This is a genomic window from Chitinophaga sp. 22308 (genome assembly GCF_052045305.1).
Taxonomy (GTDB): Bacteria; Bacteroidota; Bacteroidia; order Chitinophagales; family Chitinophagaceae; genus Chitinophaga; species Chitinophaga varians_A.
Map to the genome: position 1 here is coordinate 219,723 of NZ_JBQEOP010000004.1, position 17,066 is coordinate 236,788.

A 17,066-nucleotide genomic window follows, 5' to 3' on the forward strand; every position below is an offset into this window, starting at 1 on the left:
ATGGGTGAGAAACGTGACAATATCGGTATCATTTCTTTGCCGGCGTACGCGCAGGCAGATCCAAGTTTCGTAGTGTCCAGCATCTGCGAGCTGGGTGAGAACTTCTTTGATCAGGCAGGCGTGCCGCACCGGCATGACTTCTACACTGTTTACTGGATCAAAAGAGGTTCGCTGCTACATACCATTGATACTGTTACGCACGAAGTAAAAAAGAACACCCTCTTTTTCCTGGCGCCCGGCCAAGTACACAAGCTCCAGATGAGCGAAAGAATCGACGGATATATGATCGCCTTCCAGGAGGCTTTTATGTGCCTGAAAGACCAGTCGCAGGTGTCCGGTATCAATTCCGGACTTTTCTTTAATGACCGGTTTAGCAGCGTTATCACGCTGGACCCCGAGCAATCCACTGATATTGAGTCTATTGTTCGCCTGATGCTGAAGGAGCTTAACACCCGTGAACCGGAATACGAAACGGCGCTACATGGCCTGCTGCGCTACTTCCTGGTGCTGGTGTCCCGTATTAAGGGCCAGAGCGTTGCTATTCCGGCGGAACAACATGCGGTGCACAACAGTTCTATCTTCCTGAAATTCAAAAATCTGATCGAGGAAAAATACCGGGAACTGAAAACCGTCTCCGATTATGCCGGCCTGATCCATATAAAACCTGTGCTGCTCAACGAAATCAGTAAGCAGTTGTCCGGTATTACCGCAGGAGAGCATATCCGTAACAGGGTCATCCTGGAAGCCCAGCGTTATCTTTATAATACAGACCTTACCGCCAAAGAAATCGCCTATAAACTGGGATTTGACGATCCCCATTATTTCAGCCGCTTTTTTAAGAAATATACCTCCCAAAGCCCTTCAGAGTTTAAGGAAGCCTCCCGCTCTGTGAGCCACCAGCCTTGATTTGAACCGCTCAGGTAAAAAAGTCCATCAAGGAAGGCGTTTTATCCATTCCGTATAGATGTTGTAACATGTATTTTTGTGTTGTCTTTTAAAGGAGGCAATTATGAAAAATGCAAAACATGTAAGTCAGATTTTAATAGCGCCAGCTCCCCATATGGTGGGTGACGGATTCAGGGTGCATAGCGTACTGCCCGGCGGTACCCGTTCCCAGAACAACCCTGTCAGCCCTTTTATTCTGATGGACTACGGCGCACCCAGTTACTTCCCGCCTACCAACAGACCCCGTGGCGTGGACCAGCACCCGCACAAAGGATTTGAAACTGTAACCGTGGTATACCAGGGAGAACTGGAACACCGCGATTCTACCGGCAGTCATGGTAAACTGGCTCCTGGCGACGTACAGTGGATGACCGCTGCAGCAGGTATCGTGCACGAAGAAAAACACGAAACCGAATTCAGCAAAAGAGGTGGTAAAGTAGAGATGGCCCAACTGTGGGTAAATCTCCCAAAAGCCTATAAAAACAGCAAGCCTGGTTATCAGAACCTTACCAAAGCGGAGATACCTGTGGTGAAAGTAAGTGAAGAAGGATATGTAAGAGTGATTGCAGGAGAATATAATGATGTTAAAGGCGCAGCTAAAACCTTCTCACCTGTAAACGTACTGGACGTACAGCTGAAAAAAGGCGATAAAATAGAAGTGGCTTTCCCGGCACATTTCAATACCATAGCGGTTGTGATGCGGGGAGAAGCAGACATCAACGGTAGCGCCGTCAAAGGTGTGGAAACCGTGCTCTTTGAGCATGACGGCACTGATATCACCATTACTGCAGTTGCAGACACCAGCATGTTGCTGTTGAGCGGTGAGCCCATTAATGAACCGATCGTGGCGTATGGCCCTTTTGTGATGAACACACCAGAGGAAATAAATGAAGCCATCAACGACTACAATGCCGGTAAAATGGGCTTCCTGAATTAATCCTGAACAATAAACACATCTATTTATAAAACTAAAACAAAAACATACTTGTATGACAACCTGGAAAATTGATCCCACTCATAGTGATGTACAGTTTAAAGTAAAACACCTGATGATCACTACCGTTACCGGCCAGTTCGGTACGTTCGATGCCACTATGCAAACGGAAGGCAGCGATTTCAGTTCCGCGAACATCACTTTTAGCGCTGACATCAACAGCGTTACCACACAGAACGCACAACGTGACCAGCACCTGCTGGCAGGCGATTTCTTTGATGCGGCACAGTATCCCAAACTGCAGTTCGTTTCCAAAGAAGTGAAAAAAATTGATGACGAAACCTATAAGCTGATCGGTGATCTGACTATCCGCGACAACACCCGTCCGGTAGAACTGAACGTGGAATTCGGTGGCGAGGTAGTAGACCCGTGGGGACAAACAAAAGCAGGCTTTGAGCTGAGCGGTAAAATCAACCGTAAAGACTTTGGTCTTACATTTAACGCTACCACAGAAACAGGCGGCGTGCTGCTGAGTGACGAAGTGAAACTGCTGGCCAGCGTACAAATGATCAAACAAGCATAAAGGAACGACGATGGATATTATACAAAAACTGGAATGGCGTTATGCCGTGAAGAAATTTGACCCGGTGAAGAAGCTGACTGCCGCCCAGTTGGACAGGATCACTACAGCTACCCGGTTGTCAGCATCCTCTTATGGGCTTCAGCCTTATAAGATGCTGATCATAGAGAACCCTGCCATCAGGGAAAAACTGAAGGCAGCCTCCTGGAACCAGTCACAGGTTACAGATGCCTCGCACCTGGTGGTGTTTGCCCGGGTACGCGACCTGAACGAGTCCCACGTAGACGATTATACGAATAATATAGCCGCTACGCGTAATATCAATCCGGAAGACCTTGCCGGCTTTGCGGGAATAATGAAAGGCACCGTGAACCGCCTGGATGCAGCGGCTGCCGCCGTATGGACCTCCAAGCAGGCTTACCTGGCACTGGGCACGCTGCTGACAGCCGCCGCAGCCGAAGGAATCGACGCTTGTCCGATGGAAGGCTTTGACGCGAATCAATATGACGAAATTTTAGGTTAAAGGATAAAGGACTGGCTACTGTAGTGACAGCAGCCATTGGTTTCAGAGCGGAAGACGATGCGATGCAACATGCGAAGAAAGTAAGAAAACCAATTGCTGAATTAGTGGAAGTTATTTAACTGTGACAGACAGGATTACAGTGGATTTACCTGATGAGCGAAGTTCGGTAAGAAGAATTAAAAGATGATTGCGATAACCTGGCAGGAAACCTGCCGGGTTATCTTTTTTTAGATCATGATAATCCTGTTTATTTTTGTAATTTGGGGCCTCTACGCAGAGTAATCACCTCAAATTATTTAAAGTATAATAACATGAAAAGATTTGCAACAGCCAATTGGCAAGGCACTGGTAAAGAAGGTAAAGGTACCGTTAGTTCCCAGTCAACCGTGTTGAACAATACCCAATACTCCTACAGCAGCCGTTTTGAGGAAGGTGTAGGTACTAATCCGGAAGAACTGATAGCAGCTGCTCATGCCGGCTGTTTCACCATGAAACTGAGCTTTGTGATCTCTGGTGCCGGTTTAACTCCTGGTAACATCGACACCAAATGCACCATTACCCTGGAAAACGGCGCTATTACCTCCAGCCACCTGGAAGTGAAAGCCAGCGTTCCGGGCCTGGATGCCGCCAAATTTGCGGAAATGGCTGCCGATGCGAAAGCCAACTGCCCTATCAGCAAACTGCTGAACACCAATATTACCATGGATGCCGTACTGGTATAACCATCGTTCAATACATTTTATGGGAAGTGCAGCGGTGTCTCCGCTGCACTTTTTTTGTCCACGTTTTTCAACAGATGATCCATTCTGTTCCCTTCACTTTATACCGACCTTTGTAGTGTACAAAAACAAAGGAGAACAATAGTTATGAAAAAGATTATACAGCGTGCAGAGGACAGAGGTTATGCCAATCATGGCTGGTTGAAAAGCCATCATTCTTTCAGCTTTGCTAATTATTATAATCCTGACAAAATTCACTTCGGTGCTTTGCGCGTATTGAATGATGACCAGGTAAAAGGTGGTATGGGCTTCGGCGCACATCCCCACGATAATATGGAGATCGTTTCCATTGTGCTGGACGGTAGCCTGGAGCACCGCGACAATACCGGTACAAGGGGCGTGATCAGAAAAAACGATGTGCAGGTAATGAGTGCCGGCAGCGGTATCGTACACTCTGAATTTAACGCATCCAAAACAGATGACGTGAGCTTCCTGCAGATATGGGTATTTCCCAAAGAAAGAAATATTACACCGCGTTATGATCAACGTACCTTTGATCCTGCTGACCGCCACAATGCTTTGCAGCTGGTAGTTGCGCCGGATGGCGCACAAAATGCGCTGAGCCTTCACCAGGATGCGTGGTTCTCACTGGGTGATTTTGAAGCAGGGCAAAAAATAGACCTGACACCCAAACAACAAGGCGCAGGCAGTTATCTGTTCCTTCTCAGCGGGGAATTAAAAGTAGCGGATGAAGTGCTGCAAACACGCGACGCCATTGGGTTGTCTGATTACGAAAAGGTAACAGTGGAAGTGCTGGAACCGGCAACGTTTTTGCTGATAGATGTTCCCATGCTGAACTGATCTTCCGCTTCGTTAGACATTATTATATATACAAGAGACCGTCGGAAGGCCGGTCTCTTGTTTTTTATTTTTGTTAAACCTGTGCACCAGGGTTGTATTCCCCGCACAAAGCTTTTATATTACCGTTCAACAGACGACTATCAAGATGTTATTAGCAACAGACTTAGACGGAACATTTCTGGCCGGCTCTGCGGCAGACAAAGAGCAGTTATACGAGCTGGTCCGCAGCAGAGAAGACATACAACTGGTTTTTGTAACGGGAAGGGGTATACGTAGTGTATTGACTTTATTGGAAGATGCGCGCCTTCCTCGTCCGGAGTATATCATTTGTGATGTGGGCGCCACTGTTACGCATCTGGCTTCGCTTGTATCGGTAGAGCCGGTGCAGTCCGATATTGCCAGATTGTGGCCAGGAGATCAGGTGCGGGAGCAACTGAAATCGGTGAAGGGATTATTGCACCAGGATGCGCAGCAGCAGTACCGTTGCTCCTATTATTATGACGATGCCACTGATATTGAAACAGCGCGGGAAGTTGCCGAATCGCTGCACTGTGATCTGTTATTATCCGCCGGGAAATACCTGGATATTCTTCCCCGTGGCGTGAACAAAGGGAATACGCTGCAACAATTGTTAGGAGTGCTGGCGTTGCCTCATCATGAGGTGTTGGTGGCCGGTGATTCCATGAATGATTTCTCCATGTATGAAATGGGATTTAAGGGCGTGGTAGTTGGTGGCGCTGAGCCGGAACTGCTTGCCCGTACGGAGGGAATGCCTAATGTGCTGCAAGCGGGCCGCAGCGGTACAGGTGGTATTTTAGAAGCCATGGCATGGTTTCCGGAGTTCGGCAGATATTTATAAACAATACCCGGAGAACGTTAAAAGTTGTGCCGGCGGCATTGAAAAAGGTCGTAACTTAGAAGTGGATCTTTGTTAATAGCAACGGGATGTAAACTGTTAAGTGGATATTGAAAAAAATGCTTGGGTAATGATGAATCATTATTGTTAATGGCTAAATCAATACACCATGGAAATTACAACTCAGCCAACTGATCTGACAGAGCAGATCAATTCCTGGAAGGAAGAAGTAAATGAAGTAAGAGAAGATGCAAAACTGATGCGGGAGCGCCTGGAACAAATAGCCCTCGGTTCTGCGCCCCGGGAAGTAATGACAAGAGTGGAACATTTTGAGAACCGTTTGTTAAGACAGCGGGAAGTTGCCGACGAAATGTTTCATGATCTTAAACAATGTGCCAAAAAGCTCTCGGCCGGACAGCCACCAACAGTTATCCACGACGACCGGCCCATCTGTGACTATGATACCATGTCCCACCGTATGGAGATTTTTCAGAAATTATTTGTAGAGCTGAAAGAAGATTTCAACCAGTTTATGAATAGTGAACTGTAGCCGGTATTAGTCAATATTTTTCACCTTGTGTTCTATTTTGTGAATGATTTCATCCAGCTGCCGGGTGGATTGGTGCAGCCATTCCATCAGCCTGGAATTGAGATGTACGTCCTGGTTGCTTTTATCAAACAGGTTGGTGATGCTAAGGATAGACACCACTGGCCTGCGTATTTCATGTGAATTGATCCAGGCTATTTCCCGCAGGGTTTTATTTTGTTTTTCGAGGCGTACCGCCTGTTTCACGTATTGGTCTATATCCTGTACGATGCCTATCATGCGGGTGGGCCGGTCGTTTTCATAGATGATGAACGCCCGGTCCACCACATATTTAAAAGTGCCATCAGAGCAGCGGAAGCGGTATTGCTGTGACCAGGAATTGCTTTTGTTTTGCAGGCAGGTATCGAGGGAGGCCATGACTGCGGGGCCGTCGGCCGGATGGACATTGGATTTCCACCAGTCATACAGGTCGGTATCTGGCTGGGTGGGATGTTGAAACATACTTTCGAGCCCGTGTTTCCAGAGCACCTCATTGGTGATGAGGTTGCGGTCGTAGAGCGCATCATTGGTGGCCTGTGCCAGCAGTTCGTACCGGATGCCGAGCTGATGAGCCTCTTTGGCGGCGCGTACCTGTTCATCGACATCTTTGGCCATGATAAAGCGGGCTTCCCTTCCCTGATAGTAGGCCGTATGAGCATAGATCTCCACAAAGAAATTCTCCCCGTTTTTACGGCGGTGTTTCCAGATACCCCGGTATTCAGCTCCGTTACAGCGGTCACGGACATTTTCCATCAACGCATCGAGCTCTTCATTTTCCCGTATGTCCTTTATCGTGAGAGCAAGGAATTCCTGCCGTGTATAACCGTATTTTTTACAGGCGGCTTCATTCACAAACAGGAAACGAAGGGTGTCCTTCTCGTAGATCCACATCGGGATCGGGTGATTGATGTACAGATTTTCGAACTGGGAAACCGGTTGTTTGCGTATAAGCGTAACAGTTAACAGCAGAAAGGCGCTGCAGAGTACAGTTTCATTGAGTATAAGCCAGGTTTTTTGAGTAGATGATTCGCTTCCGGTGAGGAGATAAGCATTGATAACAATGATTACAAAAAGCAAACACAAACCTGCAATCTTAATCGGGGAGCGTTGCATTTCTCGAATTTGCTAAAATTTAATGAAAATTCGCGCATGTAAAAAATAATAATCAGAGCAATATGATTAATAAAACTATTTACATTCTGGTTATTTATAATTCGATATTGATTTTATCGCTGGCAGGATAACCCACACAGGTAAGGATAAGCCCTTCTGCCAGCTCTTTGTCGGTCAGCACCTCATTGACAGACATCCAGACTTTCCCGCTGGTACATTGTGCGGTACAGGAACCGCATACACCACCTTTGCAGCTGTATGGCAGCGGCACATCATGTTCCAGTGCGTAGCTGAGGATCGTTTGATTGGCCGGTACAGACAATGTATATGTTTCGTTGCGCAGCAGAATGTTCACTTCATGAGGCGTGTCGTCAGTGGGAATGGTAGTATGGGCCAGTTTGGCCTCTGTGGTGATCACGAAGTTTTCTTTATGCAGCTGTGCGTCCCTGAAGCCCATAAAATGCAGGGTGAGCAGGATCATGCGCATATATTCCGGTGGGCCGCAGAGGAAAAATTGTGCGTTGTCCTTATGGTACAGCAGGTGTTCATTGACCAGCAGCTCCAACAGTATGTTATTGAGCCGGCGATAAGCGTGGTGGCTGTCCGGGTCGTTGCTGAAGAGGAAAAGGATTTTAAGCTGTGGATGCTGTTGTTCCAGTGTCTGCAGCTGTTCGTAGAAGATAGTCCTTTCAGGCGTGCCGTTGCTGTAAATAAGGGTGATTTTAGACGCCGGTTCATCCCTGAGCATTTGTTTGAGCAGGGAGAACACCGGGGTAATACCGCTGCCGGCGGCGAGCAGGAAGATGTCGCGTTTTTCTGGCGAGGGTTCAAAGGTAAACCTGCCGGAAGGTTCGAGGGCCGTCAGGATATCGCCGGTTTTCCAGGTGTGCAGCAGATAGCGGGATATCTCTCCGTTTTCCTTTTCCCGGATGGTAACAGCCATAACCGGGTCTATTCCGGGCGTGGTGCTGAGGGAGTAGGAACGGCGATGTTCTTTATGATTGAGCTGAATGACAAATGTGAGGAATTGTCCGGCCTGATATACTACAGGCTCCGGGATGGTATTTTCGAGGTAATAGGTCTTGGTGCCGGGCGTTTCTTCTTTTATGCCAACAATCTTTAGTTGCAAATACATGCTACGAAATTACGAATTACAAATTACGAATTACGAATTACGAATTAGAGGGCTTCTTTATAGAGCGGTTATTTTGTAACCAGTCTATAAAGAAGCCCTCTAATTCGTAATTCGTAATTTGTAATTGATTTATACGGTAACGGTGATTTTTTCCCGCAGCATTTCCCTGGTGGCACGGGCAATGCCGGATGGATCGTAGCCGCATTCGCGGTACAGTTCTTCCGGTTTGCCATGTTCGATGATTTTATCGGGGATACCGAGCATTTTCACCTGGGCGTTATAGTTGTGTTTTGCCATGAATTCCAGTACAGCGCTGCCAACACCGCCGATGATGGCGCCGTCTTCCACGGTGATCACTTTGTTGAAGTTGCTGAACACTTCATGCAGCATGGCTTCGTCCAATGGTTTTACAAAGCGGAGGTCGTAGTGGGCAGGTTGCAGGCCATCGCTGATCAGTTCTTTGCAGGCCTCAGTAACGAAGTTGCCTACATGTCCGAAGGACAGGATAGCGATTTCCTTGCCGTCACGGATTTTGCGGCCGGTACCGGCTTTGATGGCTTTGAACGGCGTACGCCATTCAGGCATCACGCCTTGTCCGCGTGGGTAGCGGATCACATATGGATGGGTATTTTCTTCCAGTTGGGCGCTGTACATCAGGTTACGCAGCTCTTCTTCGTTCATGGGAGCGCTGATGATCACGTTGGGGATACTGCGCATATAGGCAATATCGTAGGCACCATGGTGAGTGGGGCCGTCTTCTCCTACCAGGCCTGCCCTGTCGAGGCAGAATACAACCGGCAGGTTTTGGATGGCCACATCGTGTACGGCCTGATCAAAGGCGCGCTGGAAGAAGGAAGAATAGATGTTACAGAACACACGCATGCCCTGGGTGGCCATACCGGCGGAGAGGGTAACAGCGTGTTGTTCGCAGATACCTACGTCGAATGCACGGTCCGGCATTTTCTCCATCATGAATTTGAGGGAGGAGCCGGAAGGCATGGCTGGTGTGATACCGATGATTTTTTCGTTCTTTTCAGCCAGTTCGATCATCGTATGGCCGAAAACGTCCTGGTATTTGGGCGGCTGTGGCCTGTCGACCGGTTTTTTGAAGATTTCACCGGTGATTTTGTCGAACAGACCGGGCGCATGCCAGGTGGTTTGGTCCTTTTCTGCGAGGGCATAGCCTTTACCTTTGGTGGTAACGATATGCAGCAGTTTAGGGCCGGGAATATCTTTCAGGTCCTGAAGGGTGTCGGCCAGTTTGGTAATATTATGGCCGTCAATAGGACCGAAGTACCGCAATTGGAGTGATTCGAAGAGGTTGGAGGATTTAGACACCACGCCTTTGAGGGAGGCTTCCAGTTTGGAGGCCATTTCGCGGGTGAAGCGTTTGCCAACCGGCAGTTTGCCGAGCAGGTGCCACACATCGTCGCGCAGCTTGTTATAGGTAGGCGATGTGGTGATATCTGTCAGGTATTCCTTGAGCGCGCCCACATTGGGGTCGATGGACATGCAGTTATCGTTGAGGATAATCAGCACGTTGGCATTGGCCACCCCTGCGTGGTTGAGAGCTTCAAAAGCCATACCGGCCGTCATGGCGCCATCGCCGATAACGGCAATGTGCTGGCGGTCAAATTCTCCTTTGTAATGGGAGGCCATGGCCATGCCCAATGCAGCAGAGATGGAGGTAGAGGAGTGCCCTACGCCGAAGGTATCATATTCGCTTTCGTCTCTTTTTGGAAACCCGCTGATGCCTTTGTACTTCCGGTTGGTCGGAAAGGCTTCGCGCCGGCCGGTAAGGATTTTATGTCCGTAAGCCTGGTGTCCTACGTCCCATACCAGCTGGTCATAAGGAGTATTAAAGACATAATGCAGGGCTACTGAGAGCTCCACAACACCCAGGCTGGCGGCAAAGTGGCCACCATGCACACTTACCACGTCAATAATGTATTGACGCAGTTCCTCACACACCTGATGCAGCTGATCTTTGCTCAGCTTTCTCAAATCCGCTGGGGAGTTTATCTGGCTTAAAAGTGAACCGGCCGTGATATTCATACTGTTTTGATGGTTCAGGGTTTAATTAAAAACAAAACTACTAAAAAATATGGGTTATCCGGCGACATTTGGCGGGAAAAACCCCGTATTCCCTGTTAATCCGCCATTCGGTACAGGGGATTCGCCATTTACCGGTTCTGATTCGCCATTTATAACATTTAGGTTTCGGTGGGCAGGGGCATAAGGTATTTTTGGAATACTGGGGAAGTTTACTAATTTGATTTAATGCTTAAACAAGTATCCAAATATTGGTGGGGGCAATTGTTGGGATGGTCTGTATATTTTCTGGTCAACGTATTTTTCAACTTCACCCTGAATAAACCAAATCTGCACGCAGCGGTGATCTATATGATCATCTTCACCATGTGCGGCATTGCTTCTACCCACTTGTTCAGGACGCTTTTAAACAAGTTCAGGGGCTGGGGTAGCTATAACTTTGAAAAGCAATTGGTTATATTTTTGGTGCTGGTAGTCAGTACGAGCCTGGTATGGTACTTCGTGTACAACCTGGTACTGGATTATATGGTGGGCAATCGCCCGAAGGGCAAAAACTTCCTGTTGAACCTTGTTGACAGGGGCTATCTGGCCTCTTTTGCCATTTCCTTTATCTGGTGGGTGATTTATTTCATCTGGCACTATGTGGACCGTAACCGGACGACCCAGGTGGACCGGCTCAAACTGGAGTCCACAGTAAAGGAACTGGAGCTGAAAACGATCAAAGCACAGCTGAACCCTCATTTTATCTTTAATGCGCTGAACAGCATCCGGGCGCTGGTGGATGAGAATCCGCAGCGGGCCAGGACGGCGATCACGGAACTGTCCAATATCCTGCGCAGTTCCATGGCTATCGAAAAGGTAGAGACCGTTAGCCTGGAAAATGAATTAAACATTGTAAAAGATTACCTTGCACTGGAACATATCCGGTTTGAGGAGCGGTTACAGGTGCGTTACGAGATAGATCCGGACACGCTGGAGCTTCAGGTACCGCCAATGATGTTGCAGACACTGGTGGAAAACGCCATTAAGCATGGTATTTCCAGGATGGTAAGCGGCGGAACGGTGTTTATTGCCTCCCGGTTGAATGGCATGGAGCACGAAATCACTATTGAAAATACCGGGCAACTGGTAGAAAAGAATGTGGTAAACGGCCATGGTTTTGGATTAGAGAGCACCCGGCAACGGTTAAGCCTTTTGTTCGGAAACAGGGCTACTTTTGACATCAGAAATAAAAACGAGGCAACGGTGGAGGCCCGCGTGGTGATGCCGTTACTCTGATTCACTTGTTATTCGGAAACCGCTATAGCAGGGCATTGAGCCAGGCTATGGCTTAAAATGTTGATAAAAAAATTGTCATCAACCAAACTTCATATTGCCAATGAAAAAAGCATTGATAATAGATGATGAACGCCTGGCCAGGAGTGAACTGAAAAAATTGCTGGCAGACCACCCGGAGATAGTGGTGGTGGGCGAAGCAGTGAACGCGAAGGATGGTATAGAGAAGATAGAGAATCTGCATCCCGACCTGCTGTTTTTGGATATTCAGATGCCTGACAAAACAGGGTTTGATCTGCTGGCCGAGCTGGAAAAATCGCCCCAGGTGATTTTTACGACCGCCTATGACGAATATGCCCTGAAAGCATTTGAATACAACGCGCTGGATTATCTGTTGAAGCCTGTAGAGCCCAAACGCCTGGCTGACGCCATTCACAAGCTGCACCAGCAGGACGAAAAGGACCGGCTGGCCGCTTCCGGAGGGATACGTACCCTTTTATCGGAGAATGACCAGGTGTTTGTGAAAGATGGCGACCGCTGCTGGTTTGTAAAGCTGCAGGAGATCCGGCTGTTTGAGAGCGTAGGCAACTATGCGCGGGTCTATTTTGAAGGCAACAAGCCGCTGATCCTGAAATCGCTCAATGCCCTCGAGGAGCGGCTGGACGAGCGGGTGTTTTTCCGCGCCAACCGCAAGCATATCGTCAACCTGCGGATGATTGAAAAAATTGACACTTACTTCAACGGCGGGTTGCTGCTGGAGATGAAGGGGGGCGAAAAGATCGAGGTCAGCCGCCGTCAGGCTGTTAAGTTCAAGGAGATGATGAGCCTTTGATATTTGGGATTTTTTGATTTCGTCAGATGATAAAAAAGAAGACCGGAGCGAGTTTTATCTGCTTCGGTCTTCTTTTTTTATTGTTATCCGCTTGAAATCGCGAAATCAAAAAATCGTAAATCAAAAAATCCCTAAATGGTAGTGATGGGTGCTGTAGAATGCACTGCATCTGCCAGTTCCTTGATCAGGGAGAGATCATTTTCAATGGCATTGCCTACCACGATGATATCGGCGCCGGCTTTGCAGTTCCGGTAAGCTTTTTCAGCGTCGCGGATACCGCCGCCCACGATGATGGGCACTTCCACCTGGCTGGCTACCCTGCTGATCATGGTTTCGGTGATGGGGTTACGGGCGCCGCTGCCGGCATCCATATAGATCACTTTCATGCCCAGCATCTCCCCTGCCATGGCAGTACACATCGCAATATCCGCCTTGTCGGCAGGAATAGGAGTGGCATTGCTGATGTAGGAAACAGTGGTAGGAGCACCTCCGTCAATGACCATATAGCCGGTGGAAATCACTTCCAGCTGGCTTTTTTTAACAGCAGCAGCGGATACTACGTGCTGGCCGATCAATAACTCAGGGTTCCTGCCTGAAATCATGGAAAGATAAAGGAGTGCGTCTGCATATCTCGAAACCTGCGAAGGGCTTCCTGGAAACAAAATAACAGGAATATCGCAACTGGCTTTCAATTGTTGCACGCATTCATCCAGATGATTGGTGATGACCAGGCTACCGCCAAGGAAGATATAATCAACTTTGGCAGCGGTGCATTTTGCCGCAAGTTCAATGATGCCAGCAGGAGTCACCTTGTCCGGATCAATTAAAACCGCGAATGCTTTTTCTTTCCTAGCCTTTCTTTCGATGAACGAAGTGTATATTTTATTGTACATCAATAGCGCATTGTTCCGGTTGTCGCAAATGTATAATTTTTTTATTAATAACCCACAATGCTAAATAAATATGCATGCAATTCATTTTCTATTCATGAACTGCATGATATCTAATGGCATTTTCAAGATGCATCCACCCGGGCAAATCACTGTTAGCGACAAATTTTAAGCCGGATTTTTTGGTGTAAGTCTGCTTTATAACAATCCTGCCCCGAAAGTGTTGATTCAATTATCCACAAGTTGTGCAAAATAATCCAGCTGCCCGAGACTTTTAAAAACTAATTTTAGTTCACCCCCCTTTCACATATTCTTTTTAATCCTGGAAAAAACTTTTGGATATGAAAAATCCAGCAAGCAGCAAGCGTGGCATGGCCTTCTCCCGGTACTTTACCAAAGAAGGGATGCGTCCGTATGAACAGTTTGAGTATGACCTGCGCTCTTCGGTGATCCGTAACCCCGGTGGCGACGTGGTGTTTGAAATGAACAATGTAGAGGTGCCTCAGCGATGGTCGCAGATTGCGACCGATATCCTGGCGCAAAAGTATTTCCGTAAGGCCGGCGTGCCCCAGGAAGATGGCAGCACAGGCCGGGAAACGTCGGTCAAACAGGTGGTGCATCGTATGGCCAATTGCTGGCGGGCCTGGGGTGAGCGTTATGGCTACTTCGCCTCTCAGGAAGATGCGCAGGTGTTTTACGAGGAACTGGTGTACAGCATGCTGAACCAGGCTTGTGTGCCTAACTCCCCACAATGGTTCAATACCGGCCTGTATGAAAGCTATGGTATCAAAGGAAAGCCACAGGGGCATTATTACGTAGAACAAAATACCGGTCAGCTGGAGAAGTCAACATCCGCCTATGAGCGGCCCCAGCCCCATGCCTGTTTTATTCTCAGTGTGGATGACGACCTGGTGGGTGATGGTGGTATCATGGACCTCTGGATGAGGGAAGCCCGGATTTTCAAGTATGGCTCCGGCGTAGGCACCAATTTCTCCCACATCCGGGGAGAAGGTGAAAAACTGAGCGGCGGCGGAACTTCCAGCGGTCTGATGAGCTTTCTTAAAATCGGCGATCGCGCCGCAGGCGCTATTAAATCGGGCGGCACCACCCGCCGGGCAGCCAAAATGGTATGCCTGGACCTGGACCATCCGGAGGTGCTGGACTTTATCAACTGGAAAGTGGAAGAAGAGAAAAAGGTGGCAGCCCTGATAGCCGCCGGTTATTCATCCGATTATGAAGGAGAGGCTTACCGGACAGTGTCCGGACAGAACTCCAACAATTCCGTTCGCATCCCCAACAGCTTCTTCAGGCAGCTGGCGGTTGACGGCGACTGGGACCTCATAGCGCGTACTACCGGTAAGGCCGTAAAGACCATCAAAGCCCGTGACCTGTGGGACCAGATCGCCTACGCTGCCTGGCGTTGCGCCGATCCGGGCACGCAGTACGACACCACCATCAATGAATGGCATACCTGTCCGAAAGGTGGCCGTATCAACGCTTCCAATCCCTGCTCCGAATATATGTTCCTTGACAATACCGCGTGTAACCTGGCATCGGTGAACCTACGGCGGTTTTTTGACGAAGAAAAAGGGCTGTTTGATGTACCGGGATTTGAATATACAGTCAGGCTGTGGACCACAGTACTGGAGATTTCTGTGCTGATGGCCCAGTTCCCTTCCAAAGAGGTGGCGCAGCTGAGTTATGACTACCGGACGCTGGGGTTGGGGTACGCCAATCTGGGCTCCATGCTGATGGTCAGCGGTATTGCGTATGACAGTGAAGAAGCACGCGGTATTGCGGGCGCCATTACCGCTATTATGACAGGAGTGGCTTATCAGACTTCCGCAGAGCTGGCGTCACATTTGGGCGCTTTCCCGCGGTTTGCAGAAAACCGGGAAGATATGTTACGGGTAATGCGTAACCACAGGGCCGCAGCCTATGATGCCGCAGAAGCATATGAAGGGCTCGAAATTTTGCCGCGGGGCATCAACGCGCGGTATTGCCCCGATTACCTCCTGAAAGCCGCTACAAGGGCCTGGGATGAAGCTGTGCAGGCCGGTGAGAAATATGGCTACCGTAACGCACAAACGACCGTGATCGCCCCTACCGGCACTATCGGCCTGGTGATGGACTGTGATACGACGGGCGTGGAACCTGATTTCGCGCTGGTAAAATTCAAGAAGTTGTCTGGTGGCGGATACTTTAAGATCATCAATCAGTCCATTCCGACAGCATTGCACAATCTCGGGTATCAGCCCAATGAGATCAAGGCGATCGTGGACTATGCGAAGGGCACGGGTTCTTTTGCCGGGGCACCTTACATCAATCATCAGTCACTCAGCGAAAAGGGGTTCATTGCCGAAGAGCTGAAAAAGCTGGACACGTCGGTATCTTCTTCGTTTGACATCTCTTTTGTGTTTAACGTATATACGCTCGGGGAGGCTTGTTTGCAGCGGCTTGGATTTGTGCCGGAGCAGTACTTTAATCTTGATTTCAGCCTGCTGCATGCCCTTGGATTCCAGGACGCGGAAATAGAAGCGGCCAACGACTATGTATGTGGCACCATGACGGTAGAGGGGGCTCCTTACCTTCAGGAAGCGCATTTGCCGGTGTTTGACTGTGCCAATAAATGTGGCAAACACGGACAGCGTTATATTCATCCGCACGGGCATATCCGGATGATGGCGGCTGCACAGCCTTTTATTTCCGGTGCTATTTCAAAAACCATTAACCTGCCGCATGAAGCGGAGGTGCATGAGATAGCAGATGCGTATATGCTGAGCTGGGAGCTGGGCCTGAAGGCCTGTGCGCTTTACCGTGATGGCAGCAAACTTAGCCAGCCGTTGAGCAATAAGACCGATAAAAAGAAAAAAGCTGATACAGCAGCCACCGTAACAGCTACCGCTGTGCAGTTGCCCGATCTTGAGCAGGCCACGATTGATGAGTTGCTGGAGGAAGTGAACAGGCGTATGATGGCCAGCAAAGACACCACGTTGAAGCGGCAGTTGTCACGCATTGTTGAGCGGAAGACACTTCCGTCCAAACGGGGTGGATTTACGCAGAAAGCGAAAGTTGGCGGGCAGGCTATTTTCCTGCGTACCGGCGAATACAATGACGGCACGCTGGGAGAGATATTCATTGATCTGGCAAAAGAAGGATCTACTTTGCGGAGTATGATGAACTGCTTTGCCATAGCGGTTTCTGTGGGATTGCAATATGGTGTTCCACTGGAGGAATTTGTAGACAAGTTTGTGTTTACGCGGTTTGAGCCTGCGGGGATGGTGGACCATCCTAATATTAAATCCGCCACGTCGCTGGTGGACTATGTTTTCCGGGTGTTGGGCTATGAGTACCTGGGGCGTACAGACCTCGTACACGTGCTGGACGCGCCGGGAAACACAGGAGAAGAGGATGAAGATGAACCGATGGATACGCCCTCTTTATCCGGTATGCGGGTAACCGTTGGTAGCGGTCAACCGGCGAATGCTTCCAAAACGCCCAAGCAGCAAGCGGTTGCGGCACATCAAAGCGAAAGCGGCACACAGGATTATTTGCGCAGCATGCAGCGTGATGCCCCTGCCTGTAACGTTTGCGGACATATCACGGTAAGATCCGGCACATGTTACAAATGCCTCAATTGCGGTAACAGCATGGGTTGTAGCTGATTCGATGTTGCAACTCTTGTTAACGAGATGTTATTGTGCCTTTAAAATTTCAAAGAAAAATAACATGCACTTATCTTTGTATTCAAATAGGGTTTTCATA

The 17,066-nt window shown here is 48.8% G+C and carries 15 protein-coding genes; 11 read left to right on the forward strand and 4 right to left on the reverse strand.

Going from position 1 to position 17,066, the window contains the following annotated elements; genetic code table 11:
* From ACTJJS_RS16980 to ACTJJS_RS17015, 8 genes are all read left to right on the forward strand, one after another.
* Positions 1-906: a helix-turn-helix domain-containing protein gene (locus tag ACTJJS_RS16980; protein ID WP_440664564.1), complete on the forward strand. Its 906-nt coding sequence runs from the start codon at positions 1-3 to the stop codon at positions 904-906.
* Between the two features lie 103 nt (positions 907-1,009).
* The gene (locus ACTJJS_RS16985) at positions 1,010-1,882 is read left to right on the forward strand and encodes a pirin family protein (protein WP_168870497.1); all 873 of its coding nucleotides are present in this window, start codon (positions 1,010-1,012) and stop codon (positions 1,880-1,882) included.
* 52 nt (positions 1,883-1,934) lie between these two features.
* Positions 1,935-2,462, forward strand: coding sequence for a YceI family protein (locus tag ACTJJS_RS16990; protein WP_440664565.1), 528 nt, complete (start codon positions 1,935-1,937; stop codon positions 2,460-2,462).
* A 10-nt stretch (positions 2,463-2,472) separates the two neighbouring features.
* Positions 2,473-2,982, forward strand: coding sequence for an NAD(P)H-dependent oxidoreductase (locus ACTJJS_RS16995; protein WP_440664567.1), 510 nt, complete (start codon positions 2,473-2,475; stop codon positions 2,980-2,982).
* A 311-nt stretch (positions 2,983-3,293) separates the two neighbouring features.
* The gene (locus ACTJJS_RS17000) at positions 3,294-3,704 is read left to right on the forward strand and encodes an OsmC family protein (RefSeq protein WP_168870494.1); all 411 of its coding nucleotides are present in this window, start codon (positions 3,294-3,296) and stop codon (positions 3,702-3,704) included.
* Positions 3,705-3,848: 144 nt separating this feature from the next.
* Positions 3,849-4,562: a pirin family protein gene (locus ACTJJS_RS17005; protein WP_440664568.1), complete on the forward strand. Its 714-nt coding sequence runs from the start codon at positions 3,849-3,851 to the stop codon at positions 4,560-4,562.
* 145 nt (positions 4,563-4,707) lie between these two features.
* Positions 4,708-5,421, forward strand: coding sequence for an HAD-IIB family hydrolase (locus ACTJJS_RS17010; protein ID WP_440664569.1), 714 nt, complete (start codon positions 4,708-4,710; stop codon positions 5,419-5,421).
* A 166-nt stretch (positions 5,422-5,587) separates the two neighbouring features.
* Positions 5,588-5,968, forward strand: a complete 381-nt coding sequence (locus ACTJJS_RS17015; protein ID WP_440664570.1) for a hypothetical protein — start codon at positions 5,588-5,590, stop codon at positions 5,966-5,968.
* A gap of 6 nt (positions 5,969-5,974) precedes the next feature.
* Here the strand turns inward: ACTJJS_RS17015 and ACTJJS_RS17020 are convergent, their stop codons facing one another.
* The 3 genes from ACTJJS_RS17020 to dxs all read right to left on the reverse strand — a co-directional run bounded on the left by ACTJJS_RS17020 (position 5,975) and on the right by dxs (position 10,307).
* A complete protein-coding gene (locus ACTJJS_RS17020; protein WP_440664572.1) occupies positions 5,975-7,117 on the reverse strand; it encodes a PAS domain-containing protein in 1,143 nt (380 codons plus the stop codon).
* 94 nt (positions 7,118-7,211) lie between these two features.
* Positions 7,212-8,252: a 2Fe-2S iron-sulfur cluster-binding protein gene (locus ACTJJS_RS17025; RefSeq protein WP_440664573.1), complete on the reverse strand. Its 1,041-nt coding sequence runs from the start codon at positions 8,250-8,252 to the stop codon at positions 7,212-7,214.
* Between the two features lie 129 nt (positions 8,253-8,381).
* The gene (gene dxs, locus ACTJJS_RS17030; RefSeq protein WP_168870488.1) at positions 8,382-10,307 is read right to left on the reverse strand and encodes a 1-deoxy-D-xylulose-5-phosphate synthase; all 1,926 of its coding nucleotides are present in this window, start codon (positions 10,305-10,307) and stop codon (positions 8,382-8,384) included.
* Between the two features lie 225 nt (positions 10,308-10,532).
* Here dxs and ACTJJS_RS17035 point away from each other — a divergent pair, with 225 nt between their 5' ends.
* Both ACTJJS_RS17035 and ACTJJS_RS17040 read left to right on the forward strand, forming a co-directional pair.
* Complete coding sequence (locus ACTJJS_RS17035) at positions 10,533-11,582, forward strand: sensor histidine kinase (RefSeq protein WP_168870487.1); 1,050 nt, start codon at positions 10,533-10,535, stop codon at positions 11,580-11,582.
* Positions 11,583-11,682: 100 nt separating this feature from the next.
* Positions 11,683-12,411, forward strand: coding sequence for a LytR/AlgR family response regulator transcription factor (locus ACTJJS_RS17040; protein WP_168870486.1), 729 nt, complete (start codon positions 11,683-11,685; stop codon positions 12,409-12,411).
* 131 nt (positions 12,412-12,542) lie between these two features.
* On the opposite strand, the gene ACTJJS_RS17045 is transcribed toward ACTJJS_RS17040, so the two are convergent.
* On the reverse strand, positions 12,543-13,304 hold the full coding sequence (locus tag ACTJJS_RS17045) for a geranylgeranylglyceryl/heptaprenylglyceryl phosphate synthase (protein WP_440664574.1): 762 nt from the start codon (positions 13,302-13,304) through the stop codon (positions 12,543-12,545).
* 338 nt (positions 13,305-13,642) lie between these two features.
* On the opposite strand from ACTJJS_RS17045, the gene ACTJJS_RS17050 reads away from it, so the two are divergent.
* Positions 13,643-16,966, forward strand: a complete 3,324-nt coding sequence (locus ACTJJS_RS17050) for a vitamin B12-dependent ribonucleotide reductase (RefSeq protein WP_440664575.1) — start codon at positions 13,643-13,645, stop codon at positions 16,964-16,966.
* Positions 16,967-17,066 lie beyond the last annotated feature (100 nt).

What these genes read in the sequence shown, in the direction of transcription:
- ACTJJS_RS16980 (WP_440664564.1), top strand. Translation starts at nt 1, where the DNA reads ATGGGTGAGAAACGTGACAATATCGGTATCATTTCTTTGCCGGCGTAC.
- ACTJJS_RS16985 (WP_168870497.1), top strand. Translation starts at nt 1,010, where the DNA reads ATGAAAAATGCAAAACATGTAAGTCAGATTTTAATAGCGCCAGCTCCC.
- ACTJJS_RS16990 (WP_440664565.1), top strand. Translation starts at nt 1,935, where the DNA reads ATGACAACCTGGAAAATTGATCCCACTCATAGTGATGTACAGTTTAAA.
- ACTJJS_RS16995 (WP_440664567.1), top strand. Translation starts at nt 2,473, where the DNA reads ATGGATATTATACAAAAACTGGAATGGCGTTATGCCGTGAAGAAATTT.
- ACTJJS_RS17000 (WP_168870494.1), top strand. Translation starts at nt 3,294, where the DNA reads ATGAAAAGATTTGCAACAGCCAATTGGCAAGGCACTGGTAAAGAAGGT.
- ACTJJS_RS17005 (WP_440664568.1), top strand. Translation starts at nt 3,849, where the DNA reads ATGAAAAAGATTATACAGCGTGCAGAGGACAGAGGTTATGCCAATCAT.
- ACTJJS_RS17010 (WP_440664569.1), top strand. Translation starts at nt 4,708, where the DNA reads ATGTTATTAGCAACAGACTTAGACGGAACATTTCTGGCCGGCTCTGCG.
- ACTJJS_RS17015 (WP_440664570.1), top strand. Translation starts at nt 5,588, where the DNA reads ATGGAAATTACAACTCAGCCAACTGATCTGACAGAGCAGATCAATTCC.
- ACTJJS_RS17020 (WP_440664572.1), bottom strand. Translation starts at nt 7,117, where the DNA reads ATGCAACGCTCCCCGATTAAGATTGCAGGTTTGTGTTTGCTTTTTGTA.
- ACTJJS_RS17025 (WP_440664573.1), bottom strand. Translation starts at nt 8,252, where the DNA reads ATGTATTTGCAACTAAAGATTGTTGGCATAAAAGAAGAAACGCCCGGC.
- dxs (WP_168870488.1), bottom strand. Translation starts at nt 10,307, where the DNA reads ATGAATATCACGGCCGGTTCACTTTTAAGCCAGATAAACTCCCCAGCG.
- ACTJJS_RS17035 (WP_168870487.1), top strand. Translation starts at nt 10,533, where the DNA reads ATGCTTAAACAAGTATCCAAATATTGGTGGGGGCAATTGTTGGGATGG.
- ACTJJS_RS17040 (WP_168870486.1), top strand. Translation starts at nt 11,683, where the DNA reads ATGAAAAAAGCATTGATAATAGATGATGAACGCCTGGCCAGGAGTGAA.
- ACTJJS_RS17045 (WP_440664574.1), bottom strand. Translation starts at nt 13,304, where the DNA reads ATGTACAATAAAATATACACTTCGTTCATCGAAAGAAAGGCTAGGAAA.
- ACTJJS_RS17050 (WP_440664575.1), top strand. Translation starts at nt 13,643, where the DNA reads ATGAAAAATCCAGCAAGCAGCAAGCGTGGCATGGCCTTCTCCCGGTAC.